22 protein-coding genes are annotated in these 25118 nt (G+C 37.4%); 5 read left to right on the top strand and 17 right to left on the bottom strand.

What is annotated here, in order from left to right; genetic code table 11:
• Complete coding sequence (locus tag M1D60_RS11750; protein WP_456275080.1) at positions 1–204, bottom strand: helix-turn-helix transcriptional regulator; 204 nt, start codon at positions 202–204, stop codon at positions 1–3.
• A gap of 309 nt (positions 205–513) precedes the next feature.
• On the opposite strand from M1D60_RS11750, the gene M1D60_RS11755 reads away from it, so the two are divergent.
• Both M1D60_RS11755 and M1D60_RS11760 read left to right on the top strand, forming a co-directional pair.
• Positions 514–1761 (top strand): ATP-binding protein, encoded by a 1248-nt coding sequence (locus M1D60_RS11755; RefSeq protein WP_456275081.1) that lies wholly within the window; start codon positions 514–516, stop codon positions 1759–1761.
• Between the two features lie 102 nt (positions 1762–1863).
• Entirely contained in the window at positions 1864–2268 is a 405-nt protein-coding gene (locus M1D60_RS11760; protein ID WP_456275082.1) for a hypothetical protein, read from the top strand.
• A 3-nt stretch (positions 2269–2271) separates the two neighbouring features.
• Here M1D60_RS11760 and M1D60_RS11765 read toward each other — a convergent pair whose 3' ends face one another.
• Together M1D60_RS11765 and M1D60_RS11770 are read right to left on the bottom strand one after the other, a co-directional pair.
• The gene (locus M1D60_RS11765) at positions 2272–2904 is read right to left on the bottom strand and encodes a LysE family transporter (protein WP_456275083.1); all 633 of its coding nucleotides are present in this window, start codon (positions 2902–2904) and stop codon (positions 2272–2274) included.
• Between the two features lie 225 nt (positions 2905–3129).
• The gene (locus M1D60_RS11770) at positions 3130–5307 is read right to left on the bottom strand and encodes a DNA topoisomerase III (RefSeq protein WP_456275084.1); all 2178 of its coding nucleotides are present in this window, start codon (positions 5305–5307) and stop codon (positions 3130–3132) included.
• A 142-nt stretch (positions 5308–5449) separates the two neighbouring features.
• Here M1D60_RS11770 and M1D60_RS11775 point away from each other — a divergent pair, with 142 nt between their 5' ends.
• On the top strand, positions 5450–5581 hold the full coding sequence (locus M1D60_RS11775) for a hypothetical protein (protein ID WP_456275085.1): 132 nt from the start codon (positions 5450–5452) through the stop codon (positions 5579–5581).
• 115 nt (positions 5582–5696) lie between these two features.
• On the opposite strand, the gene M1D60_RS11780 is transcribed toward M1D60_RS11775, so the two are convergent.
• Positions 5697–7916, bottom strand: a complete 2220-nt coding sequence (locus tag M1D60_RS11780) for a UvrD-helicase domain-containing protein (protein WP_456275086.1) — start codon at positions 7914–7916, stop codon at positions 5697–5699.
• Between the two features lie 350 nt (positions 7917–8266).
• Here M1D60_RS11780 and M1D60_RS11785 point away from each other — a divergent pair, with 350 nt between their 5' ends.
• Both M1D60_RS11785 and M1D60_RS11790 read left to right on the top strand, forming a co-directional pair.
• Complete coding sequence (locus tag M1D60_RS11785) at positions 8267–8461, top strand: alpha/beta-type small acid-soluble spore protein (RefSeq protein WP_163180011.1); 195 nt, start codon at positions 8267–8269, stop codon at positions 8459–8461.
• 269 nt (positions 8462–8730) lie between these two features.
• Positions 8731–10002: a hemolysin family protein gene (locus M1D60_RS11790; protein ID WP_456275087.1), complete on the top strand. Its 1272-nt coding sequence runs from the start codon at positions 8731–8733 to the stop codon at positions 10000–10002.
• Positions 10003–10120: 118 nt separating this feature from the next.
• Here the strand turns inward: M1D60_RS11790 and M1D60_RS11795 are convergent, their stop codons facing one another.
• From M1D60_RS11795 to ilvE, 13 genes are all read right to left on the bottom strand, one after another.
• Positions 10121–11350, bottom strand: a complete 1230-nt coding sequence (locus tag M1D60_RS11795; protein ID WP_456275088.1) for a M20/M25/M40 family metallo-hydrolase — start codon at positions 11348–11350, stop codon at positions 10121–10123.
• Positions 11351–11364: 14 nt separating this feature from the next.
• Entirely contained in the window at positions 11365–12150 is a 786-nt protein-coding gene (locus M1D60_RS11800; RefSeq protein WP_456275089.1) for an HAD family hydrolase, read from the bottom strand.
• 77 nt (positions 12151–12227) lie between these two features.
• Positions 12228–13394: a phosphoglycerate dehydrogenase gene (locus tag M1D60_RS11805; RefSeq protein ID WP_456275090.1), complete on the bottom strand. Its 1167-nt coding sequence runs from the start codon at positions 13392–13394 to the stop codon at positions 12228–12230.
• Between the two features lie 11 nt (positions 13395–13405).
• On the bottom strand, positions 13406–14488 hold the full coding sequence (gene serC, locus M1D60_RS11810) for a 3-phosphoserine/phosphohydroxythreonine transaminase (protein ID WP_456275091.1): 1083 nt from the start codon (positions 14486–14488) through the stop codon (positions 13406–13408).
• Positions 14489–14572: 84 nt separating this feature from the next.
• Positions 14573–15169 (bottom strand): 3-isopropylmalate dehydratase small subunit, encoded by a 597-nt coding sequence (gene leuD, locus M1D60_RS11815; RefSeq protein ID WP_456275092.1) that lies wholly within the window; start codon positions 15167–15169, stop codon positions 14573–14575.
• Positions 15166–16587, bottom strand: coding sequence for a 3-isopropylmalate dehydratase large subunit (gene leuC / locus M1D60_RS11820; RefSeq protein WP_456275093.1), 1422 nt, complete (start codon positions 16585–16587; stop codon positions 15166–15168). Before leuC ends, leuD begins: the two co-directional genes overlap by 4 nt.
• A gap of 28 nt (positions 16588–16615) precedes the next feature.
• The gene (leuB, locus tag M1D60_RS11825; protein WP_456275094.1) at positions 16616–17707 is read right to left on the bottom strand and encodes a 3-isopropylmalate dehydrogenase; all 1092 of its coding nucleotides are present in this window, start codon (positions 17705–17707) and stop codon (positions 16616–16618) included.
• Positions 17704–19251 (bottom strand): 2-isopropylmalate synthase, encoded by a 1548-nt coding sequence (locus M1D60_RS11830; RefSeq protein WP_456275095.1) that lies wholly within the window; start codon positions 19249–19251, stop codon positions 17704–17706. The genes leuB and M1D60_RS11830 overlap by 4 nt, the downstream gene beginning before the upstream one ends.
• Positions 19238–20251, bottom strand: a complete 1014-nt coding sequence (gene ilvC, locus M1D60_RS11835; RefSeq protein ID WP_456279422.1) for a ketol-acid reductoisomerase — start codon at positions 20249–20251, stop codon at positions 19238–19240. Before ilvC ends, M1D60_RS11830 begins: the two co-directional genes overlap by 14 nt.
• A gap of 117 nt (positions 20252–20368) precedes the next feature.
• Complete coding sequence (gene ilvN, locus M1D60_RS11840; RefSeq protein ID WP_456275096.1) at positions 20369–20641, bottom strand: acetolactate synthase small subunit; 273 nt, start codon at positions 20639–20641, stop codon at positions 20369–20371.
• Positions 20638–22293, bottom strand: coding sequence for a biosynthetic-type acetolactate synthase large subunit (gene ilvB / locus M1D60_RS11845; protein WP_456279423.1), 1656 nt, complete (start codon positions 22291–22293; stop codon positions 20638–20640). Before ilvB ends, ilvN begins: the two co-directional genes overlap by 4 nt.
• 76 nt (positions 22294–22369) lie before the next feature.
• The gene (ilvD, locus tag M1D60_RS11850; protein ID WP_456275097.1) at positions 22370–24037 is read right to left on the bottom strand and encodes a dihydroxy-acid dehydratase; all 1668 of its coding nucleotides are present in this window, start codon (positions 24035–24037) and stop codon (positions 22370–22372) included.
• A gap of 35 nt (positions 24038–24072) precedes the next feature.
• Positions 24073–24972 (bottom strand): branched-chain-amino-acid transaminase, encoded by a 900-nt coding sequence (gene ilvE / locus M1D60_RS11855; protein WP_456275098.1) that lies wholly within the window; start codon positions 24970–24972, stop codon positions 24073–24075.
• Positions 24973–25118 lie beyond the last annotated feature (146 nt).

A 25118-nucleotide genomic window follows, 5' to 3' on the forward strand; every position in this document is an offset into this window, starting at 1 on the left:
TTATTCTCTCTCCCTTTCCATCCAGAATACTTCATCCAAGGTTTTGTTAACGACATAGCAAATCTCTAGACATAACTTTAAAGTGGGATTATACTTCCCTTTTTCAATTAAACTAATAGTTTGACGAGTAACTCCAACCTTTTCGGCTAACTGTTGTTGAGTTAATCCAATTTGGACGCGGGAAATTTTAACGAAATTATTCAAATTAATCCCTCCTATTAAAATTGTAACATATATATTACATAATTCAATATATAGTTTGCATCTTATTCCATATTCCTTTGAAAATATGTTGTATTAGAATACAATCTTAGATTTCGAATACAAAAAAGAGCCAAAGAATATGGCTCGGCTTAGAATGTATCTTAGAAATACTGCAACTGTTTAAGCATTTGGGTTTTATTATTTAATGAAAGCGCTTTACCGACTCTTCCATTTATTGATAGTTCTGATATTATAATAGTAAAGATTGATTTGTAATCCTGCTTTTTAAATGAAAGGAGTGAAAAATATTTGAACGGACCGGACCTTTATAGAAACAAACCATTTATACTATTTAGCCTTTTCATAGTCTCAGCATTCATCATACTTTTAATACTTCTACTAATCTTAGATATTAACATTACGAACCAAACTCTTTATTTAGTCATCATTCCTTATTTTTTTATCTCCTCTATGTTTAGTTATCTATTACATTCTTTTTTAGAAAACAAGTCGCTCCAAAAGCAGAAAGAAAGTGATGAACGTTATAAAACCTTAGTTGAAAATCACCCAGATGGTATTCTTATTCACCATAATGGCACAATTCTATATGGTAATCCTTCCATGTATCGTCTTCTGGGGTATGAATATGGTTCTGCAACTGGGAAATCAATTTTAGAATTTACCCATCCATCTACTCATGACCTTATTAAAAAGAGGCAACAAGAGGCTTATGGTGGTAAGAAAAAGCATTTAGATTTATTAGAAATAGAATTAATTCATAAATCTGGTGCCCCAGTTTATATCGAATCCAAGGCAATTCTTTGCTATTACAATGAACTAAAATGTGTGCAGCTCGTATTAAGAGATATTTCTGAACGAAAGAGAACAGAAGAGTTATTGATGGTTTCTGACAAATTAGCGGTAGTTGGTCAGCTTGCAGCTGGGATTGCACATGAAATTAGAAATCCCCTCACTAGTATAAAGGGATTCATCCAGGTTATGCGTGAATCAACCCACTCTCCTGTTTACTATGATGTGATTCTTTCTGAGTTAGACCGATTAAACCAAGTGACAAATGACTTTTTAATCTTAGCAAAGCCTCAGGCGAAAAACTTTCGTACCTCGGATCTTAAAAAGATAATAAAAGAGATTATCACCTTACTTCAGCCTGAAGCTCTTCTACATAAAGTTATGATCGAACTAAAAACTGATTTAGATGAGATTCCTTTATTATGCGATGTGAACGAGTTGAAGCAAGCATTTATCAATATTTTTAAAAACTCAATTGATGCCATGCAAGAAGGTGGAGTTATCCAAATTAACTTGAAAGAAGAAGAAGGTGGAATAAAGGCTACCATTCGTGATACTGGAGTTGGCATCCCCAAAGACCGTTTACCTAATATTGGTCAACCTTTTTACACGTTAAAAGAAAAAGGTACGGGTCTTGGACTCATGACTACAATCAAAATTATTGAAAATCATGGTGGGAGCTTTCAAATACAAAGTGAAGAACATAAAGGGACCACCGTAACAATCCGTTTCAAGCAATCCAATTAGACCAGATGTTTACCTCCCAAATTGAATAAACATATACTTTTTCTAAAGTTGTACGTTTAGAACCTTTTTATTCGGACACATTAAGGTTTGGGAGGTACTGGTATGTTTACTTTTCGCGGTGATGCACATCGGTTTTATTTAAAGATGAGGGAATCAAAGCTTGAACAGCATAACGAAATGAAAGAAATTAATGAATTAACAACAATTATTCGATATTACCAATCATTAGATCATTCCTTGCTTTACAAAATTAAATATCAAATGATGAAGGAGCAAAAAGCTTCTGGGTCTATTCCATTACTCGTAACAACTATTCCATGGTTGTTATTTATTTTTTCTAAGCCACTTCTTGATTTACTCTTTGGAGATTTTAATCTATGGGTTCCTTTTGTGTTAATTTATGTAACTCTGTTGTTAGTAGGGATTTATCTCCATTTCCACGAACGGGCTTGGGCAAATGTCCATATTGAAATCATTGAGGATGTATTATTGGATCGAGAAAAATGAATGTTATCCAAACAATGCGTGAAGTCCTTGGAACCCAAAGTACAGTCCAAAGCCAATCAGTGAAAGACCCGAAATGATTGAAATGATGATAATGCTTCTTAGGTTTAAGAAGCGTCGAAATCCTGAGGTTAAACTGGCTACAAACAAATCCCATAATGCCAATCCGACAAAAATCATCGAACTATAGACTAGGAGTTCTTGTGTTCCGTAGGTTACGGCTGTTTTTGCCAGGACAGATCCATAAATACCAAGCCAAAATAGTATAGATAATGGGCTGGAAATCGACATTATGAAACCAGTTAAAAAACATTTCATGAGCGAATCTTTACTTCTTATGTGGTGAAGATTAATTTTATTGGCACTTAAAATATTCTCTACTCCTGAATAGATTAGGACGAAACCACCAAACAACCAGAGAAACACTTGTATGGGAGGAGAATCTAAGAAATGAACAATCCCAAAATAAACAAGTGCCATAAAAATACCATCTGCAATCATGGACCCTACTCCAACAATCCATGCATGCCAAAAACCATTCTTTAAGCCTTTATCAAGGCGAACTGAATTTACAGGACCTATTGGTGCGGCTAATGTAACTCCTAATAGGATGTAGCTAAATAATATGCTAATACTCAATGGGATCACTCCATGTTCTTTTTCAGTACAACTTGTACATCTTATGTCCAAGCTTTCGAAAATAGACAAAGAATCATGGAAAAGGACTAAAATACAATTGAATTTCATGACTAGCAAGGGTCGAACCGGATAAAGTAAACTCAACTTTTTAGATTGTTGGATCCAACTAGTACATAAAAACGCAGAGGTCCTTAGCCATCTGCGTTTTCTCTATTTATCTTATTTTTATTTCTTCAACTTTAATTTTGCCAATGCGTCTGCCATTGCGGTGTTGACAGGGGCATCATCCTGCTTTTTTAAGTACTTATTAACTTCATGCTTGGATGCTTTACTATGTTGATTTTGTTTTCTACGTTCTTGGAAGGTAGATAGCTTTTCGCGATGGCCACATTTACAGAAGAATATTTGTCCTTCGCCCTGACCACGAAGCTCAAGTTTTTTATGACAATTTGGACAACGAGCATTGGTGACTTTTGAAATGTTTTTGCGATGGCCACATTCACGATCTTGACAGACAAGCATCTTGCCTTTTTTTCCGTTCACTTCAAGCATCAGTTTTCCGCAGTCCGGACATTTTGTTCCCGTCATGTTGTCATGTTTAAATCTTGCCTCGCTATTTTTAATTTCATATACAGCTGTTTTTGCATAATCCTTAATTTCTCGAATGAATGCCTCTTTCTTTAAATTTCCTTTTGCGATGAGCTCAAGCTTTAATTCCCATTCCGCTGTTAATGCTGGAGATTTTAGATCCTCTGGGACTAACTCTAAAAGCTGCTTCCCTTTGTTGGTGATAAAGATTTCTTTCCCTTTTTGTTCTAGTAAAAAGCTATTAAATAACTTCTCGATAATGTCTGCTCGTGTTGCTACTGTTCCAAGTCCACCAGTTTTACCAATTGTTTGGATGAGTTCCTTACTCTCTCCTGCCATAAACTTGGATGGGTTTTCCATTGCAGATAATAGTGTTCCCTCATTAAATCGGTTCGGAGGCTTTGTTTCACCTGTTGTTTGAGAGAGCTTTTGTACTGGGAGAATATCACCTTTTTTAACTGAAGGTAAAAGCTGATCTCCACCATCATCATCTTCTTCGGAAAGATTTGTCCCGTAAACTTCTTTCCAGCCCGCTGCTAAGACTGTTTTACCACGTGCAACAAATATTTCTGAACCAATTTTTGCGAGTAGAGTCGTTTGTTCAAACTCATACGGAGGAAATAATACTGCTAAGAAACGTTTTACGATTAACTCATAAATTTTTCGTTCTTTATCACTTAATGCTCGTAGATCAGCCCGCTGTTCAGTTGGGATAATCGCATGATGGTCAGACACTTTGCTATCGTCAACAAATGCCTTATTAATTTTCATGGTTGTTAAAGCTTTTCTGGCAAGTGGAGCATACCCAGGAATCATGACAGCTTCTATACGATCCTTTAATGTGTCTACCATATCGGAGGATAGGTATCTCGAATCAGTCCGGGGATACGTAACAAGCTTATGCTGTTCGTAGAGCTTTTGCATAATTGATAAAGTCTCTTTAGCGGAAAATCCAAATAATTTATGTCCATCCCTCTGAAGCTCGGTTAAATCATAGAGCTGAGGTGAAAAACTCTTCTTGGCAACTTTAGAGACATCGATTAGTTCTGCCTTCTTATTTTCCAACGAAGAAAGTAAAGAATCGATACGGTTTTTATCAAAGGTTTTTTGGTCCTTTGATTTTGGATCCTGCCAATTTAGCGTAAGGTTTTCAGTTTGGGCCTTTAAACCATAGTATGTTTTAGGACGAAATTGTTTGATTTCCTCTTCTCGCTTGGCAATCATCGCAAGTGTTGGGGTTTGTACTCTTCCGCAGGAAAGCTGAGCATTATATTTGGTTGTAAGTGCTCTTGTAGCATTTAACCCAACATACCAATCAGCTTCAGATCTAGCAACGGCTGAGGCATAGAGGTTTTCATACTCCTTCCCATTACGTAACTTGGAAAAACCTTCTTTTATAGCTCTGTCTGTTACAGATGAAATCCAAAGACGCTTAATCGGCTTGTTGATTCTAGCCTTTTCAATAATCCATCTTGCGACTAGCTCTCCTTCGCGCCCAGCATCTGTAGCAATAATGATGTCCTTTACATCATTTCGAGCCATTTGTGATTTAACGGTTTGAAATTGTTTTCCCGTTTGTTTAATTACTGATAGTTTTAACGAAGGAGGAAGCATAGGCAGGTCTTCTATTCTCCATGTCTTGTATTTATCATCGTAGGTTTCTGGATCGGCTAGTGTCACTAAATGCCCTAGTGCCCAGGTGACTATATATTGTGAACCTTCAAAAAAACCGTTTCCCTTCTTTTGGCAGCCCAGCACTCTGGCTAAGTCTCGTCCAACTGAGGGTTTCTCTGCTAGTACTAATTGTTTACTCATAGAAGCAATCCTTTCCTATATAAACTACTATTAAGCATAGCCTTTTCAAGCTAACTGTTCAACTCATAAGAAGAAAGTAATGATTAGCCTTTATTCTGTACAAACTAAAACGAAATGAATTTTAAAAGAAAGAGGGATTACTATGGCAAAACGAGATAGTCATAAAAACCAAACAAAGAAAATGAAAAAAGCGAGCAATGCAATTAATCAAGAAAAGGATTTTGGTAACGATATCGGTGAAGCAAAGCATAATGAGCTAAGAGGCGGAAATTAATCGAGGCTTACTTGGTTTAGTTATTCAAAACTATAAAATAAAGCACCCAGAGCGTAAACTCTGAGTGCTTTTATTCTTTACAAAATCTCATTTACTCTTCTAGTAGTATGTTACCTCATAGTTCTTTTGAACCCTTTGCCATCGGAGATTTACACATTGGACACTCTTTTATCTCAACTTGTGTCTCCTCATAAGTTGTGATTTTTTGCCAAGCAATACAATTACCGCTGGAACAAATCCAGGCGAGAACGGTTTCTTTGTTTTCTGTTTTTTTTGGATCAACTTCTCTGTCTTGAAATGCTTCAAGAAAAAAACGCGAAACTTCTACCTTTTTTCCACGATAATATGCGGGTGATAAGACAATCAGCTCATCTTTTGCTCTAGTTACACCTACATATGCTAACCGTCTTTCTTCCTCTATAGCTCTTATAATTTTCAATCTTTCATTTTCTTTTTTCCCTATCTCTTCTATTCTTCCAGCTTCTAACGCTGTTGCATGTGGAAGAATACCTTCTGAGGCACCAATTAAATACACAGAACGAAATTCCAATCCTTTTGCCTTGTGAATGGTCATTAATGATACGGTTGGTTGATTGTGATAAACACCTTTTTTCATCTGTTGGTGCTGTTCGATTACTTCCAAAATAAAATGAAGGAAATCAGAAATTGTGTTAAATCGTTTTGCAGATGCTTCTAATTCATCAAGCATTTCCTTTAAGTCTTCCTTCTGAACAGTCACTTGCTGCTTACCTTCGGTTTCTAGATACTTATCATAGAAAGATTGACGTAATTTTCTAATTGCAACTACAGGCTCAAGTTCATGAAATTCTTTAAGTAGCCGTATTCGTTCCTTCACCTTTTCTATTTGAAAGCTCCTTAACCCAGGGAAAGAAACAAGATGAATTAGAGGATATTTTTTGGAACCTTGCTGCTCCTGATTCCAAATATAGTCCATTGCCTTTTCCCTTTGGATATAAAGAGTGGAAACCATTCCATCCATCGCATCAAAATTTCTTGGGTCAATGGAAAGTCTTAAATGATCAACCAAGGGCTTGATTGACCAATGGTCGTAGAAGAGCTTATCGTTCCCAGAATAGAAGATAAACGGAATCTTCTCCATCATAAGCTGCTCAAAAATAGCTCTACTATTACTGGAAGTACGGTGTAAAATGGCGAAATCATCATATGAATGACTTCCTTTTTCTACCTTTTCCTTGATATCCTCAATAATCCATTTCGCTTCATCGTCTGTTGTATTAGGCCTACTAAACTTTGGCTTGATTTGCAAAGCTTTTGTCGCCTTTAGTGTTTTAACCTTTCTATTACGATTATGCTTGATAACTTCATTCCCTAAGCCTACAATCGAATCTGTTGATCGGTAATTGATATCGAGGGTAATGGTCCTGGCCTGCGGATATACTTGGTCAAATTGCAAAATAAATTCATTACGAGCTCCGTTAAAGGAATAGATCGTTTGATCATCGTCACCAACCACAAATAGGTTTTGGTTCGTGTTCGTGATTAGTTTCATTAGCTCATATTGGATAAGGTTCGTGTCTTGAAATTCGTCTACCATTATATATTGGAATCGATCTTGTAATGCCTTTACAAGTGAGGGAGTTTCAAGCAGTAAATGATAGGCTTTAACTAAAATGTCATCAAAATCCATTTTATGGTGTCGAGATTTCCAATCCTCATATTTTACATAAAGTTCCTTGATTTCTTGTTCTTCCTCGGTTTTAGAAGGGATATTTTCTATTAAGTTCACCTTAAAAGATGAAAATTGAGCTAGAAGTGTCTCTGGCTGATAGGTATCACGCATATTGAGTTCTCTCATCATTTGTTTCAGTATCATTTGGCGATAGCGATCACTGCTCATTATTTCTTCTGAAAACCCTCTACTTCTAAGAAGTGTTAGAAAAAACGAATGAAAGGTACTAGCTTGTAAGCTACTAATGTCCGCCCGGTTTAAACCTGGTAATAAACCGATTCTCTCTTTCATTTCATCGGCTGCTTTTTTGGAAAACGTGACAAGTAATATATGTCGAGGGTGAATATGATGAACCTGAATTAAATAACCAGCACGAGAAACTAGAACAGACGTTTTCCCTGATCCTGCTCCAGCTAATGTTAACAGAGGTCCATCCTTATGCCGGACAGCATCGATTTGGGCCTTGTTTAAATAAATCCCCTTCTCCTCTAAAGCTCTATAAAAGGAAGAATCGTGATCTGTATGTAACACGATCGTTTCACTAGTGGTGGTATCTGCTAATATAGCAGTGGGTATTACTTCGTTTGACAATCCAAATGGCTGTGAAAAGTATCTTTGCTGCATTTTAACTTCACCTATTTCAATAATTATTGCTTTAAAAGTATAACAAATAATCTATCCTTTTTGATAGGGTGAATCATGGTAATTGATGACCGATTTGAATTTTCGACTATCAAATAACGATGGATCTCATTTCCCAAAGTAAACAGTACAAAAAAACACTACCGTATAATTGCAGCAAACATCAAAATTCTACAGCATTTTCAACACATCCGGTCATCTGAAGTAGATTTGGCGATAAATTCGTCTAATCCTGCGGTTTCCCAAGAAATAACTGATAATTTCCAATTAATCGGTTAAGCTAAGCAATGAACCGTCAAAACGGTTCCAAACTTCGTCGGGAGTGATGTATCATGGCAAGAAACAAACTACTGGTTCCTGGTGCAGGTAACGTTCTTGATCAAATGAAACAAGAAATAGCCAATGAGTTTGGAGTTCAACTTGGTGCTGATACGACCGCGAGAGCTAATGGTTCTGTCGGAGGCGAAATGACAAAACGCCTTGTGGCCATGGCAGAACAACACCTCAAGGACCAGCAAGGTATGTAAGTTGGTCTGCTAAAAGAGACCCCAATCAGGGTCTCTTTTATAAAATTAAATAGATTTAATGAGAGTGGATTGCATTCTGTTAACATTTATCTCCTTTTTGTTAAAGGAAAATTAGTTTGATTACATAGCTTAAACTTTACAAAACTTAAAATTCTATAGTATAAATAAAGGTATATCATTAATAAATAGGAAAAATTTCCTTCTAAAACATACTAATCTTATCACTAGATATATGTTTTGAAAATTTAAAAATAAGGTTGTGAACTTTTTTGGACGAAATACCACTGTTTTCTGTATTATTATTAATTGTTTTAATTTTTTTATCTGCGTTCTTTTCCTCTGCAGAAACCGCTTATTCCAGTGTTAACAGGATTAGATTGAAAGGTTTTGTTGAAGAGGGAAAACGAGGAAGTAAACGGGCATATTATATTACAGAAAATTTTGACAAGGCATTATCGACGATCCTAATAGGTAATAATATTGTAAATATTGCTGCTGCAAGTATCTCTGCTAAGCTTGCTACTGATTTAGTAGGTGGTAACGCAGGACTGTTTATCAGTACCTTTGTAATGACCATTCTAATACTAATATTTGGTGAGATTCTTCCAAAATCACTTGCAAAAGAACGAGCAGAATCTTATACGCTAACTATATCTGGTGTTTTATTCTTTTTGATAAAGATACTAGCACCTATAAACTTCTTCTTTATTAAATTAAAAGATTACGTTTCCAAGTTTTTTAAAAGCAATGACGATATGCCTTCTGTCACTGAAGAAGAATTAAAAGCTATGATTACTATTAGTGAAGAAGAAGGTGTGATTGACAAAGAAGAACGAGAATTAATCTATCGTTCGATGGATTTTGATGATATTCTTGCTAGAGAAATACTAGTTCCACGTACTGATATGGTTGCCATTGAGGTTAACCAGCCAATTGAGGAAATTAAACAGCTCTTTTTGGAAGAGCGTTTTTCAAGAGTTCCGGTATATGAAGAAAGTATTGATAAAATTATTGGAATTCTCTCAGATAAAGAGCTATTCGCTCATTTACTAATGTATGATAAGATTGATATTCGTGAATTATTAAGAGACCCACTCTTTGTTGTGGAGTCAATGAAGATATCATCCCTGTTGCCTAACCTCCAGAAAAGCAAGGTTCATATGGCAATCGTATTAGATGAATACGGAGGAACCTCTGGTCTACTAACCTTAGAAGATATACTTGAAGAAATAGTCGGAGAAATTTGGGATGAACAGGATGAAAAAACTAGTCTGATGACTAAGAAAAACGATTATACTTATAAGTTTGATGGTCAATATCCTTTAGAGGATTTCTCTGAGCTTTTAAATGTGACACTCCCCGAAACCACCTACCATACTTTAGGTGGATGGGTACTAGAAAGTTTTGAATCTATCCCTTCTAATGGTGATTCCTTTACTTATGAAAACTTAAAAGTGACTTTAGATGAAGTACATAACCGTAGAATAAAGAAAATAACTGTTGAAATTAATAATGACCAAAATGAAATTGAAAAATTGTAAGCCAAACTAAAAGCCCTTGTTAAAGGGCTTTTTAATTTTTAATTCTAATTATGGCTTATTTATTGTTGATGATCTATATCTAGTTTACATAACTTTATTATGTGCAACTACTTCTTACTTATAGAATAGGCTTTGTTTGATTCTCTAAGCCAACAAGTCCAAGCATTGTTAACAAAATTTGTTGAACTCCCAAATGAGCATTGGTTGGATCAAACCATTCTTCAAGAGTATGCACCCCTCCACACTCGCCTCCCCCACCTAATGTTACGGCAGGTATATTAAGACTGATTGGGACGTTTGAATCGGTACTTGTTGGACCTAATAACAAGATCTCTGCTCCGATTGCATGGGTTGAAGCTAGTGCGGCTTGAACTATAGGTGATTCTGATGATTGAGTACCAGCTGGACGATCTCCTACTAGCTCAATGTTAACTTCTATGATATCCTTGCCCCATCGATTATTTTCAGCTTGAGCTCCTTCATGGATGGCGTTTAGTATCTTTTCTTCAATTTCTAATAGTGAACTAGGTGTTGTAGAACGGATATCAATAATCATGGTTGCTTCTTGAGCAATTGTATTGACTGATGTTCCTCCTGATATCTCACCTACATTAAAGGTTGTTTTCGGGTCATTTGGAACTTGTAAGTCTGAGATCAAGGCAACTGCTCTACCTAGTGCGTGTATTGCACTTGGTGTACCAAAATCACCAAAGCTATGCCCACCAGTACCTTTAAAGGTCACCCTATAACGATGACTACCAGTTGCTAAATAAATAATTCTTGATGGTGAGCCTGGTTCAATTGAAATAAAACCGTCGATGTCATCTCGATCTTCAAACAAAGCTTTTACACCCCGTAAATCACCAAGACCTTCCTCCCCAACTGTTGCAACAAACAGTAGATCTCCAGTAGTCTCGAATTCCATTTTCTGCACGGTTTTAATCAGCGTTAACAGGGCTGCCAAACCTCTTCCATCGTCTGAGATTCCGGGAGCATAAACTCTCCCATCCTTTTTGATCGCCCTTACCTCCGTGCCTTCCGGAAAAACGGTATCTAAATGCGCTGAAACCACTAGCTTTGGTCCATCCCCTTTGCCAGGGCGAAGTCCAAGAATGTTGCCAACTCTATCTTTTTGTACATTCTGTAACCCCAATTCTATAAATCTCTTGTAGAAGAACTCTCCTCGAACATCTTCAAGAAAGGTAGGAGCAGGGATTTCTGTTAAAAGGATTTGGTCTTCTAGTGTTTGCTCTTGTTGATTTTCAATAAATTGAAGGCCTTCTTGTACTTCGTTAACATTTAGCAATAATTTATAAGTCTCTTTTATATTCTTGTCATTCAAAGTCATTCATCGTTCCTCCTCTATTTAAGCTCCTCTAATATAGGAAACAATTCGTCAAGATGAGTGATTTCAAAATCAGGAATTACTTCTTTCTTTGCTTTATTTTCACGATTAATCCAAACTGATTTAATTCCAACACGCGATGCGCCTAAAATATCTGTCATTAAATTATCTCCAACCATAAGAACATTTTCTTTATCAACCTCAAGCTTCTCTAGTGCATGGGTGAATATGGATGGGTCAGGCTTTCCTTTACCAAAGGCGCCCGAAATAATAATATGGTCAAAATAAGGGACAAGTTCAGGAGTAATACGAAGCTTCGTGTTTTGTAAATCTGGTGAACCATTCGTTAAAAGTAATAGCTTATAATTCCCCTTCAGCTGATTAAGAACATGAAACGTTTCTTCATAAACAAATGGGAGGTTTTGTCGTTCAACTGGGAACCGTTCAGCAAGTTCTGATCCAAAATCATGATCAACAATTCCAAGTTGTTTTAATCCTCTTGTCCATGCTTCTTTTCTATATGTAGGAACGATTTCCTTCATCTTACGAAACTGATCATGATCATCTAAGAAATTCCCCCATAATCCTTCAAAAGGATTGATTCCAATCATTTTTGTGAATTCGTATGTTTCGTAGGAAGCGTAAAGTTTAGTTGCTTCAGTTCGAACAGCCTCTTCTAATTGGTTTGGGTCAATTCCATATTTTCGTTTTGCAAGTTGACAAGTGGCTTTAAAAGCTTCCTTCACACTTTTATGGTCCCAAAGTAATGTATCGTCAAGATCAAAAATCACGGCGTTAATCATGTAAGATAAACACTCCTTATGTAAAATCTATTAAAAAAGGCACCACTGAACTGGTACCTTATATAAAACTAGAGAAACTATATAACACGGACATGGCGGACGCCTTCTATTTTCATTACTTTCTCAATAAGCTCATTCTTATTGTTGAAATCTTGGTCTAGGTCGATTAATGTGTAAGCCCACTGTCCTTTACTGCGGTTCATCATATCCGCAATATTAATGGAATGATTCGCTAATATGGATGTGATTTGACCTACCATATTAGGTATATTTTGGTGAACGACCGTTAATCTCTTTTTGCCTGATACAGGCATAAAGACATTAGGGAAGTTAACAGAGTTTTGAATATTACCCGTTTCTAAAAATTGCTTTAATTGAGAAGCTGCCATTACTGCACAATTTACTTCAGATTCATACGTAGATGCACCTAAATGAGGAATGGCTACTACGTTTTTCATACCAAGTAATTGATCGTTTGGAAAATCAGTGATATAGCTTCCTACGATATCTTCTTCAATCGCTTGTTTTAAGGCCGTTTCATCTACAAGTTCTCCACGGGAGAAATTTAAAATTCTCATTCCAGGCTTCATTTGTTGGAACGCTTTTGTATTTAGCATTTCCTTTGTTTGATCGGTTAACGGGACATGCATCGTTATGTAGTCACATGTTTGAAAGATTTCTTCTGGACTATGTGCACGCTGTACATCACGCGATAGCTGCCATGCAGTATTTACAGATATAAATGGATCATACGCAACAACCTCCATCCCAAGTGATGTTGCATCATTCGCTACTAAGACACCAATCGCACCAACCCCTATAACGCCTAACCTTTTCCCCTGTATTTCAGTTCCAACAAAGTCTTTTTTCCCGGATTCAACTTGTTCAGGTACTAATTCGCCTTCACCTTTTAGAGTATTAGTCCAAGCCACTGCTTTAAACAAATTACGTGAAGAAGCAATTAAGCTCATAAGAACAAGCTCCTTTACCGCATTTGCATTTGCACCCGGAGTATTAAATACAATAACTCCTCTTTCAGTTAGTTCTTCAACTGGAATATTATTAACACCAACACCAGCTCTTGCAATGGCTTTTACAGATGATGAGATATCTGTTCCATGAAGATTATAGCTCCGAAGTAAAATTGCATCAGCGGCTTCTCCTGAACCTACTTGATATGTATCCCCATTTAAAACAGCTAACCCACGTTCTGCAATAGAATTATAAACTTGAATGTTATACACTAATCTTCCCCCTAACGATTTTCCACTTCAAATTCTTTCATACAATCTATAAGCTTCTTAACTCCTTCAATTGGCATAGCATTATATATACTTGCACGCATTCCTCCTGTAGATCGATGTCCTTCAAGTGTGATCAGTCCTTTTGAAGAAGCAGTTTGTAAGAAATTTTTGTTTAATCCATCGGAAGATGTTGTAAATGGAATGTTCATTAATGATCGGCTACTTTCTTCAACACGATTTTCAAACATAGAAGATTCATCAATAAATTGATACAGTAATGAAGCTTTTTCACGATTTATTTTTTCCATTTCTTCTACTCCGCCTAAATCCCGTAACCATTCTAACACTAATTTGGTTACGTAAATAGGAAAGGTAGGTGGGGTATTATATAGAGAACCAGAAGTTGAATAAGTCTCATAGTTTAGCATAGTAGGATTATTTTTATTAAAGTGACCAAGTAAATCTTCTTTTACTATTACAACTGTTAACCCTGCTGGCCCAATGTTTTTTTGAGCACCCGCATAAATTAGTCCGAATTTTGAAACGTCATAAACCTCAGATAGAATATTCGATGACATATCAGCTACAAGCGGAACGTCACCTGTTTCAGGGATGTTTAAAAAGCGGGTACCTTCTATTGTGTTATTGGTCGTAATATGAACATAATCAGCACTTTGATCAATTGCATCTGTATCTATAATTGGTATTTCAGTATAGTTTTGTTTCTTTGAAGATGCTAAGATTGTTACTTCACCATGCTTTTGCGCTTCTTTAAATGCTTTATCTGACCAGGATCCAGTATTTACATAATAGGCACGATTCGATCGATTTAGGAGATTCATGGGAACCATCGAAAACTGTAAGGATGCTCCACCTTGAATAAAGAGGACTTTGTAATTAGAAGGTATATTCATAAGCTGTCTTAGTAATGCCTCGGCTTGAAGGATAATTTCTTCAAAATAACTAGAACGATGACTCATTTCCATCACAGACATGCCAAGGCCTTGATAGGAAAGTAGCTCCTTTTGAACCTTTTCTAAAACTGGTTTAGGTAAGACAGAAGGTCCCGCGGAAAAATTATATATTTGCCCCATACACATTCACCTTTTTCTATAAATTCAGAATAATTACTTTAAATACAAAAGAGAAGTAGGAATCCCTACCTCTCTACCTTTGAATTACTTAAAGAGCAATTCTCGTTTCTCTTCAAAAGCGGAAATTTCTTTATTGAATTTTTCAGTTAGTCCAATATCATCAAGACCCTCCAATAGCATCTTTCTTCTATATGGATCTGTGTCAAAAGAATAAACTAGATTTCCAGGAGCTGAGATCGTTTGATTTTCTAAGTCAATGGTCAAATCAAACGGTCCTTCCTTTGAAAGATTAAATAAAGTATAAATCTCTTCTTCCTTTAATACAATCGGTAGGATTCCATTTTTAAAACAATTGTTAAAAAATATGTCAGCATAGGAAGGTGCAATAACTGCACGGAATCCATAGTCCAGTAAGGCCCAAGGAGCGTGCTCTCTTGATGAACCACAGCCGAAGTTGTGGTGAGCTATCAAAATGCTAGCACCATGATAGTCTCTGCTATTCAAAATGAATTCTTCATTAGGGCTCCCATCATCCTTGAATCTCCAGTCATAGAATAAAAACTGCCCAAATCCGGTTCTTTCTATTCTTTTCAGGAACTGTTTAGGGATAATCTGATCTGTATCAACATTAGCTATTGGTAACGGTGCAACTAAGCCTGTATGTTTGATAAATGGTTTCATGAGACAACACTCCCAGATTGGACAAGTTCGTTAACGTCAATAAAATGACCAGTAACAGCAGCCGCTGCAGCCATAGCAGGACTGACGAGGTGGGTACGAGCACCTCTACCTTGTCTTCCTTCAAAATTTCGGTTAGAGGTTGATGCACAACGTTTACCAGGAGGTACTACATCAGGATTCATACTTAAACACATACTGCAGCCTGATTCTCTCCATTCAAAACCAGCTTCTACAAATATTTGATCTAACCCTTCCTCTTCTGCTTTTTGTTTCACTTGTTTTGAGCCAGGCACTACTAGAGCTGTTACTTGAGTCGAAACCTTTCTGCCTTTAACAACCTTAGCTGCTTCTCGTAAATCTTCAATTCTTGAATTCGTACAGGAACCAATAAATACATAGTCAATTTCGATGTCCTTTATATTCATTCCTGCTTCAAGCCCCATATATGTTAGTGCTTTTTGAATGGTTGTTTGTTGAACAGGATCATTAACATCAAATGGATTTGGAACAACTCCATTTACACTTACACCCATAGATGGATTTGTTCCCCAAGTCACCTGTGGTTCAAGTTCACTAATATCGAATTGTAAGACACGGTCAAAAACTGCATCGTCATCTGAATATAGGGTTTTCCAATATTGTACAGCCTTGTTAAATTCTTCACCTTTTGGTGAATATTTTTTTCCTTTTAAATAAGAGAATGTAACATCGTCTGGTTGGATTAGGCCTGCTTTAGCTCCAGCTTCTATTGACATATTACATACTGTCATACGTTCTTCCATAGACATTTCCTTTATTACTTCACCAGTATACTCAATAATATAACCCGTTCCAAAATCAACACCAAAATTAGCAATTAGACCTAGTATGATATCCTTTGATGCAATTCCTAAAGGGCGTTTACCTGTTAATTCGACCTTTAAGGTTTTTGGTTTTGCCTGCCATAAGCATTGGGTAGATAACACATGTTCAACCTCACTGGTACCTATTCCAAAAGCAAGCGCTCCAAATGCACCATGTGTCGACGTATGACTGTCACCACAAACAATCGTTTTTCCTGGTGATGTTAAACCTAGTTCAGGACCAATTACGTGAACTATTCCTTGCTCCGAGCTATGTAAATCAGCAAGAGTGATCCCGAATTCTTCACAATTTTTTTTAAGTGTATCGATTTGATTTAAGGCAATCTCATCCTTAATAAAAAATGGATTTAAAGTTGGAACATTATGGTCCATGGTAGCAAATGTAAGGTCTGGTCTACGGACTTTTCGATTAGCTAAACGAATCCCTTCAAATGCTTGAGGTGAGGTTACTTCATGGATAAGATGCAAATCAATATAGAGTAAATCAGGCTTATTTGTTTCTTCAACCACAATATGTTGGTCCCATATTTTCTCAACTAACGTTTTTGGTTTCATAAGAATCACCTACTTTTAGATAGAATGGCTAGTTTACCAATACTTTTTTAGAAGTTAATGTTACTCGAACCTTGTCACCCATTTCGCTAGTGGTCAAAAAGGCTTCTGAGGACTTCGCCAAGTCCTTTGTCCTATATCCATTTTGAAGGACTTCATCTATTGAATCCTCCACATCTTGGGCTTCTTGATGAAGACCTAATGAGTAACGCAGCATTAAGGCAACAGAGGATAGAGTTGCTAATGGATTGGCAATGTTCTTGCCAGCAATATCTGGTGCTGAGCCGTGAATCGGTTCATATAGACTAGGTCCAACTCCTAAACTTGCTGAAGGAAGTAATCCAATAGATCCAGTAATGACTGATGCTTCATCACTCAAAATGTCACCAAACATGTTTTCTGTAACAATCACATCGAATTGACCAGGATTTTTGATTAGTTGCATCGCTGCATTATCAACTAACATATGATTTAGCTCAACTTCAGGATAAATCTCTGACAAACGGTTTGCGCACTCTCTCCACACTCGACTACTTTCTAATACATTTGCTTTATCAACGGAAGTTAGTTTTTTATTTCGTTGATTTGCAAGTTCAAACGCTTCTCTTAAAATTCTTTCAATCTCTGATTCTTTGTAAACAAGAGTGTCAATGACTTCGAGACCACTTTCAGTCATTCTACGTTCCCGAGGACTTCCGAAGTAAATCCCTCCTGTTAATTCACGAACAATGACGAAATCCGCATCTTTTATGATCTCTTCCTTTAAAGGAGAAGTGTCAATTAAAGGTGAGAACACTTTTACAGGGCGGATATTCGCAAATAACTCAAGCTCCTTACGAATTTTTAGTAATCCTGCTTCTGGTCTCCGTTCTGAGGATTCATTGTCCCATTTAGGTCCACCTACAGCACCTAGTAAAACTGCGTCACTATTTTTACATAACTCAATAGTCTGATCTGGTAGCGGAGTGCCTTCTTCATCAACCGCGGAACCACCAATTTTGCCGTATTGGAACTCGAAAGAATGTCCATATTGCTCTCCAATAGTCTGGAGTAATAATACAGCCTCTTTTACGATTTCAGGACCAACTCCATCTCCTTCTAAGACCGCGATTTTAAAGTTCATAGAATCTCGACTCCTTTTGATTGGTAGCCAAACCATGTTTTAATTAAACTACGGTTAACAGCATCAAGATATGCTTTTGCTGAAGCCTCTAAAACGTCATGTTCAATCCCACGGCCACTGCTTACATATCCGTCATAATTAAGCTTTACATATACTTCAGCTAATGCATCATGCCCATTTGTGGTAGATTGGATTCGGTAGTCTACTAGTTGAGCGGGTCGATCTAATAAACGAGCAATCGTATTATAAACTGCTTCTACACTTCCAGAACCTGTTCCTGATTCTTGTTGGACGGTTCCTTCAGGAGTTTTTACTAGAATAGTAGCCGTTGGAATAAGATTAGAACCATATGAAACCTGAAGCTGCTCTAATTCATAACCCGAACCAATTCCCTTTAAACTAGAATCCATCATTAGTGCAAAGATATCATCTTCTGTTACTTCTTTTTTCTTAGCTGTTAATTCTTTAAATGCTTGGAACAACTTTTTCTCTTCTGTTTCTTCAAGGTTAATTCCTAGCTCTTTACATCTTTCCTTGAATGCATGGCTTCCTGAATGCTTCCCTAGTACCATTTTATTAGAGTTTAAACCTACCATTTCTGGTTCAATAATCTCATAAGTTAATTTATTCTTTAAAACTCCATCTTGATGAATTCCTGATTCATGGGCAAATGCATTCGCACCAACAACAGCTTTATTTTGCGGTACGACCATTCCAGTAAGCTTGCTAACTAACTGGCTTGTTCTAATTGTTTGTTTAAGGTCAATATTAGTTTGTACCTGATACGTATCTTTTCGAATATTTAAGGCGACTGCAATTTCCTCTAGTGCCGCATTCCCTGCTCGTTCACCGATTCCATTGATCGTGCCTTCTATTTGATGAACTCCACTTCTAACTGCTGCGAGGCTATTGGCAACCGCCATTCCCAAATCATCATGACAATGACAGGAAAGCTTAACACGATCAATATTAGGAACGGTTTTTAATATATAAGAAAATAACTCACTATATTCTTGTGGTGTAATGAAGCCGACTGTGTCTGGTAGGTTTATTACTTTAGCACCTGCGTCAATCACTTTTTCAATGATATGAGCTAAAAACGGCCAATCGCTTCTTGTTGCATCTTCGGCTGACCATTGTACATGTGAGAAAAACTGTGAAGCATACTGTACCGACCAAACAGCCTTTTCAATGACCTCTTGCTGAGTCATTTTTAGCTTGTATTCCATGTGGAGAGGTGAAGTAGCAATAAAAAGATGAATACCTGGGTGTGCTGCACCATTAAGTGCTTCCCAGGTAGTATCAATGTCACCCTTGTTTGCTCTTGCTAGACCAACAACCTTGCAATTTTTTATAGTTTGACCGATTTGTTGAACAGATAAAAAGTCACCTTTTGAGGAAGCAGCAAATCCTGCTTCCATCACATCAACCCCGTATCGTTCAAGCTGACGGGCGATTTCTAATTTTTCATGGGGGTGAAGATTCACCCCAGCAGACTGTTCACCATCGCGTAATGTTGTATCAAAAATATCAACTTTGCGCACTAGTTACCAATCCTTTCTTTTTTGACTGGACAAACGGCATTTTTTCTCTTAGCTCACGACCAACCACTTCGATTGGGTGTTGACTTTCTTTTCTATTAATAGCATTGAATACAGGACGATTTGCTTGGTTTTCTAGAATCCACCCCTTTGCAAATTCCCCATTTTGGATTTCAGATAGGATTTTCTTCATTTCAGCTTTAGTTGAATCATTTACTACACGTGGTCCTGCCGTGAAGTCACCCCACTGAGCTGTGTCAGATACAGAATATCTCATTCCCTCTAAACCAGACTCGTAGAATAGATCAACGATTAACTTTAATTCATGTAAACATTCAAAGTAAGCAACCTCAGGCTGATAGCCAGCTTCTGTTAATGTTTCGAATCCAGCCTTTACTAGTGCAGATACACCTCCACATAATACAGCTTGCTCTCCGAATAGATCTGTCTCTGTTTCTTCCTCAAACGTTGTTTCAATAACAGCTGCACGACCACCGCCAACACCTTTAGCGTATGCTAATGCAAGATCTTTTGCTTGACCTGATGCATCTTGATAGACAGCGAATAATGCTGGAACACCGCCACCTTCAACAAATACACGACGTACTAAATGTCCTGGGCCCTTCGGTGCAACTAAGAATACATCAACATCTGCTGGTGGTACTACCTGGTTAAAGTGAACATTGAAACCATGTGCAAATGCTAATGCTTTACCACTAGTTAAGTAAGGTTCAATTTCATTTTTAAATACCTTTGGCTGACTTTCATCAGGGAGTAAAATCATAATTACATCTGCAGCTCTTGTAGCTTCAGCTACACTTAATACTTGAAATCCATCACTTTTAGCCTTCTCGAAAGAACCACCCGGTCGTAATCCTACCACAACATCAAAGCCGTTATCTCTAAGGTTTTGTGAGTGTGCATGCCCTTGAGAACCATAACCGATTACTGCTACCTTTTTACCTTTAAGTGCCTCTAATGAAATATCTTGATCATAATACATATTTGCTGTCATTTTAGTTGTCTCCTTTTAATGAGTAATTTGATTATTCCGACTATTTTACTTTTAATTATGTATAGAATCCTGGCCAAAGCTGGTCTTTATAGCCAGGGTTCAAGACTATACATTGTTTTCAACTGGTAAATTAAGAAAACTTTGTGTAATATCAGTGATTTGAATTACATCTATTTGCTTCTCTAGCTGTCGTTTGATTTGTTCAAACTCGGTTTCTTCTTCTATATTTAGAACAACGGTGAGTAAAGAGATCTTATGGTCATCTATAGGTCCCACTGTTAAGCTTTCGATATTTAATCCTTTGCGTAAAAAGAGGTTCGTCATCCTGTTTAATACACCAAGGTTATTATTCACAATCATGGAGAGAGTTCTTTTCAAGGCTTAACACCTTCCATTTCTTGAATCCCTTTGCCTGGAGAAACCATCGGATACACATTTTCCATAGGATTTACACGACAATCAATAATTACCGCTTCATTTCTTTGTAGTGATTCCTTAAATTCTTGGACAAAGTTTTCTTCATTATCAACTAGTACACCCTTAACACCATAAGCATCTGCTAGTTTAATATAGTCTGGTTGGTTAGGGAGTAAAGATTCTGAGTATCTGCCATTATAGAATAATTCCTGCCATTGTCTAACCATTCCCATTGCTTGATTATTCACAATTACTACGATTACTGGAAGTTTGTATTGTTTTAGTAAGGCGATTTCTTGAAGCGTCATTTGGAAACCCGCATCTCCTACTAGGGCAACAACTGTTGAATCTGGCTCACCTATTTGAGCCCCGATTGCAGCCGGTAAACCAAAGCCCATCGTACCTAGTCCTCCCGAAGTAACCCAGCGATTAGGTGATGTAAATCCATAAAACTGAGCAGCCCACATTTGGTGCTGTCCAACATCGGTTGTCACAATCGCTTCACCATGTGTTAGTTGATGGACGATTTCAATAACACGCTGCGGCTTTAAATAAGATCCTTCCTCTTTATACCAAAGAGGGTAATCTTTCTTTAGTTGCTGTAAATATGAATTCCAATCAGATGATGGAGGTGCTTCTAAATCTGCTTGTAATAAAAGGGTTAAAGCTTCCTTTGCATCCCCAACCACTGGAATATGAGTATGAATATTTTTACCAATTTCAGCAGGATCGATATCAACATGAACGACTGTGGCAAATTTTGCGAAGTGATCCAAATTCCCTGTTAGTCGGTCATCAAAACGTGCACCTATGTTAATTAAAAGATCACTCTCGTATAATCCGATGTTAGCTGCATATGTCCCGTGCATACCTCCCATACCTAAGAACAGGTTGTGAGTATTCGGGAACGTACCAAGACCTAATAATGTATTAACGACAGGGATATCTATTCGTTCAGCGAACTGTAATAATTCCTCGTGTCCACCAGCAAACTGTACACCAGCACCCGCTAAAATAACAGGCTTTTTGGCGACTTTTATTGCTTCGACAACCCGGTTTATATCGTCTTGATTAGGAGTCTTTTTAAATTTATAACCCGGGATATTGAGCTCATCTTTATAATCAAACTCTCCGATGACAGCACTTATATTCTTAGGTATGTCAATGAGTACAGGGCCAGGTCTTCCAGTTGTGGCAATATGAAAGGCCTCTTTAATGATGCGCGGTAAATCCTTTATATTCAGTACCTGATAATTGTGTTTTGTGATTGGCATTGAAATTCCGAGAACTGGTGCTTCTTGAAAGGCATCAGTACCTAGTGCTGCTTCTGCAACTTGACCTGTAAACACGACAAGTGGTAATGAATCCATCATTGCATCAGCTAGACCTGTTATAATGTTTGTTGCACCAGGTCCCGATGTCGCAATAACGACACCAGGTTTTCCTGTTACTCGAGCATACCCTTCTGCAGCGTGAATCGCTCCCTGCTCATGACGGGGTAAAATATGCGGAATCCCCCCGTCATATAAAGCGTCATATATATTTAAGACCGCACCGCCTGGATAACCAAACACAACCTCCACATTCTCTTTCTTTAATGCTTCAACAATCATTCTTGATCCTGAAAGTAATTGACTTGTTTGTTTTTCCTCTACCGTTTTCACTTTATAATGCCACCTCCCTGTTTCTCTAGATTTTTAATACTCCACCAGTGCTTGCTGATGTTACTAGTTTTGCATATCGAGCTAAGTAGCCTGTTTTAACCTTTGGTTCAGGCTGAACGAAGTTTTTCTTTCTTTCTTCTAAAACTTCTTCAGCTACTTCCAAGTGAATCGTACGTTTTTCTAAGTCTATTTCGATAATGTCTCCGTTTTCTACAAAAGCAATTGGTCCACCTTCTGCAGCTTCTGGGGAGATATGACCTATTGAAATTCCTCTAGTCGCACCAGAGAAACGGCCATCTGTGATTAAAGCGACCTTAGTAGATAATCCTCTTCCTGCAATTGAAGAAGTTGGTGCTAACATTTCAGGCATTCCCGGTCCACCCTTAGGTCCTTCGTAACGAATTACCACGACATGCCCTTCTCTTACAAGGCCGCTATCAATTCCCTCTTGTGCAGCATCTTGTGATTCAAAAATGATAGCTTCTCCTTTAAATTGCTTAATTGAAGGATCGACTCCACCGACTTTAATTACCCCTCCGTTTGGTGCAATATTTCCAAATAACATTGACAAACCACCAACTGGGCTATATGGATCTTCTTTACGACGAATGACTTTATCATTTGTAATCTCTGCAGATTCGACTGTTTCTCTAATCGTACGACCAGAGATTGTTATACGATCAGGGTGGATTGCTCCTTCGATACCACATAGTTCCTTTATAATGGCACTTACTCCACCCGCTTCATGAACATCCTGCATCGAGTAGTCAGAAGCTGGACTGATTTTACTTAAATATGGAACACGTTCTGCAATTCTATTAATCTCAGCTAAGTCGTAATCAATACCTGCTTCATGAGCAATCGCTAATGTATGCAAAACTGTATTAGTCGATCCACCCATTGCCATATCTAAAGCAAAGGCATCGTCGATTGCTTCTTTTGTTATAATGTCACGAGGTTTGATATCTTTCTTAACAAGATCGATTAAATGACGAGCGGCATCTTTGATTAACTTGTGGCGCTCATTAGAAGTAGCAACAAGCGTCCCGTTACCAGGCAATGCCACACCTAACATTTCCATTAATGTGTTCATAGAATTTGCAGTGAACATCCCTGAGCAAGAACCACAGGTTGGACAGGCACTAGATTCAATTTCTAGTAATTCTTCACGACTCATTTTTCCGGATAGGAAGCTTCCAACACCTTCAAAAACAGAAACGAGAGAAAGTGGCTTTCCGTCCTTCGTTCTCCCTGCTTCCATCGGTCCACCTGATACAAACACCGCTGGAACGTTTGTTCTCGCCGCTGCCATTAGCATTCCTGGTGTGATTTTGTCACAGTTTGGAATATAAAATACTCCATCAAACCAGTGGGCATTAATCACCGTTTCAGCAGCATCGGCAATGATCTCACGACTTGGTAAAGAATATCTCATTCCAATGTGTCCCATTGCTATTCCATCATCAACACCAATTGTATTGAATTCAAATGGAATTCCTCCTGCTTCACGAATTGCATCCTTAACGACCTCAGCAAACTTATTTAGATGCATATGTCCTGGAATAATATCAATATAGGAGTTACACACTCCGATAAATGGTTTATCCATATCTTCAGGCTTAACACCTGTTGCATATAGCAGACTGCGATGAGGGGCTCTATTTACCCCTTGTTTAATCATGTTACTTCTCATTGTTTAAAACCTCTTCCTATCCTTATTGTGTAATATTACCCTGCTTGAACCTCATTCTCTGAATATATCTTTACTCCATCTTCCACTACTAATCTTCTAAATGCGTTTAATAAAGTATGAGTGTGGATTCCTGGTTTGCCATCTGCAATCGTTCTTGAATCAAGACTAACTACCGGAATTACCTCAGCTGCAGTTCCTGTTAAAAATACTTCATCAGCAACATACACATCGTATCTAGTAAATGGTTCTTCTTTCACAACATAACCTAGATCTTTAGCAAGATCGATAATCGCATTTCTAGTCACACCTTCTAAAGCACCTACATAACTTGGAGGTGTATAGAGTACTCCACGTTTGACTAGGAAGATATTTTGCCCAGATCCCTCAGCGACATAGCCTTCTGTATTTAATGTTAATGCTTCATCAGCTCCAGCATTTGTTGCTTCTACTTTAATCATTATGTTATTTAAATAGTTAAGTGATTTAACCTTAGGGCTTAAGATGTCAGGTCTATTTCTTCTTGTTGGAACGGTTACCATTGTAATTCCTTTTTCATATAGCTCTTTTGGAAATAAGGCAAGCTGCTCGGCGATTACTACTAAATTAGGTGCTTTACATTTTCTTGGATCTAACCCAAGATCTCCTGCTCCTCTTGAAAGAACTAAACGGATATACGCATCCTTAAATTCATTTTTTCTTAATGTTTCAACAACGATTTCTTCCAGTTCCTCATACGTATAAGGAACATTTAGTAAAATAGCCTTTGCAGAATCGAAAAGTCGCTCTAAATGTTCTTTCAAACGAAAAACATTACCTGAATAGACGCGAATTCCTTCGAAGACACCATCTCCATATAAAAAGCCATGATCATAAACGGACACGACTGCTTTTTCTTTTTCAACAAATTCACCATTTAAATAAATCCACTTACTCATTCAAATTACTCTCCTTTTTAATTAAAGCCGTATTGGTGAAAAATTCTTTTTTCTAAATTTTCTTCCAAATATTTTCTCTTGATTGTTAGCTATTGTAAACCCGTTTAAATAGGGCGTCAACAGTATTTTTCAGATAATTTAGACTA

This window comes from Bacillus sp. AK128, assembly GCF_053903075.1.

Coding starts and splice junctions, on each gene's coding strand:
- ilvB (WP_456279423.1), bottom strand. CDS start 22,293: ATGATTGTTGAAGCATTAAAGAAAGAGAATGTGGAGGTTGTGTTTGGT.
- M1D60_RS11795 (WP_456275088.1), bottom strand. CDS start 11,350: ATGACTTTGAATGACAAGAATATAAAAGAGACTTATAAATTATTGCTA.
- leuB (WP_456275094.1), bottom strand. CDS start 17,707: ATGAACTTTAAAATCGCGGTCTTAGAAGGAGATGGAGTTGGTCCTGAA.
- leuC (WP_456275093.1), bottom strand. CDS start 16,587: ATGAAACCAAAAACGTTAGTTGAGAAAATATGGGACCAACATATTGTG.
- M1D60_RS11800 (WP_456275089.1), bottom strand. CDS start 12,150: ATGATTAACGCCGTGATTTTTGATCTTGACGATACATTACTTTGGGAC.
- serC (WP_456275091.1), bottom strand. CDS start 14,488: ATGGGGCAAATATATAATTTTTCCGCGGGACCTTCTGTCTTACCTAAA.
- M1D60_RS11760 (WP_456275082.1), top strand. CDS start 1,864: ATGTTTACTTTTCGCGGTGATGCACATCGGTTTTATTTAAAGATGAGG.
- M1D60_RS11780 (WP_456275086.1), bottom strand. CDS start 7,916: ATGCAGCAAAGATACTTTTCACAGCCATTTGGATTGTCAAACGAAGTA.
- M1D60_RS11775 (WP_456275085.1), top strand. CDS start 5,450: ATGGCAAAACGAGATAGTCATAAAAACCAAACAAAGAAAATGAAAAAA.
- M1D60_RS11785 (WP_163180011.1), top strand. CDS start 8,267: ATGGCAAGAAACAAACTACTGGTTCCTGGTGCAGGTAACGTTCTTGAT.
- ilvC (WP_456279422.1), bottom strand. CDS start 20,251: ATGTATTATGATCAAGATATTTCATTAGAGGCACTTAAAGGTAAAAAG.
- M1D60_RS11770 (WP_456275084.1), bottom strand. CDS start 5,307: ATGAGTAAACAATTAGTACTAGCAGAGAAACCCTCAGTTGGACGAGAC.
- ilvE (WP_456275098.1), bottom strand. CDS start 24,972: ATGAGTAAGTGGATTTATTTAAATGGTGAATTTGTTGAAAAAGAAAAA.
- ilvD (WP_456275097.1), bottom strand. CDS start 24,037: ATGAGAAGTAACATGATTAAACAAGGGGTAAATAGAGCCCCTCATCGC.
- leuD (WP_456275092.1), bottom strand. CDS start 15,169: ATGAAACCATTTATCAAACATACAGGCTTAGTTGCACCGTTACCAATA.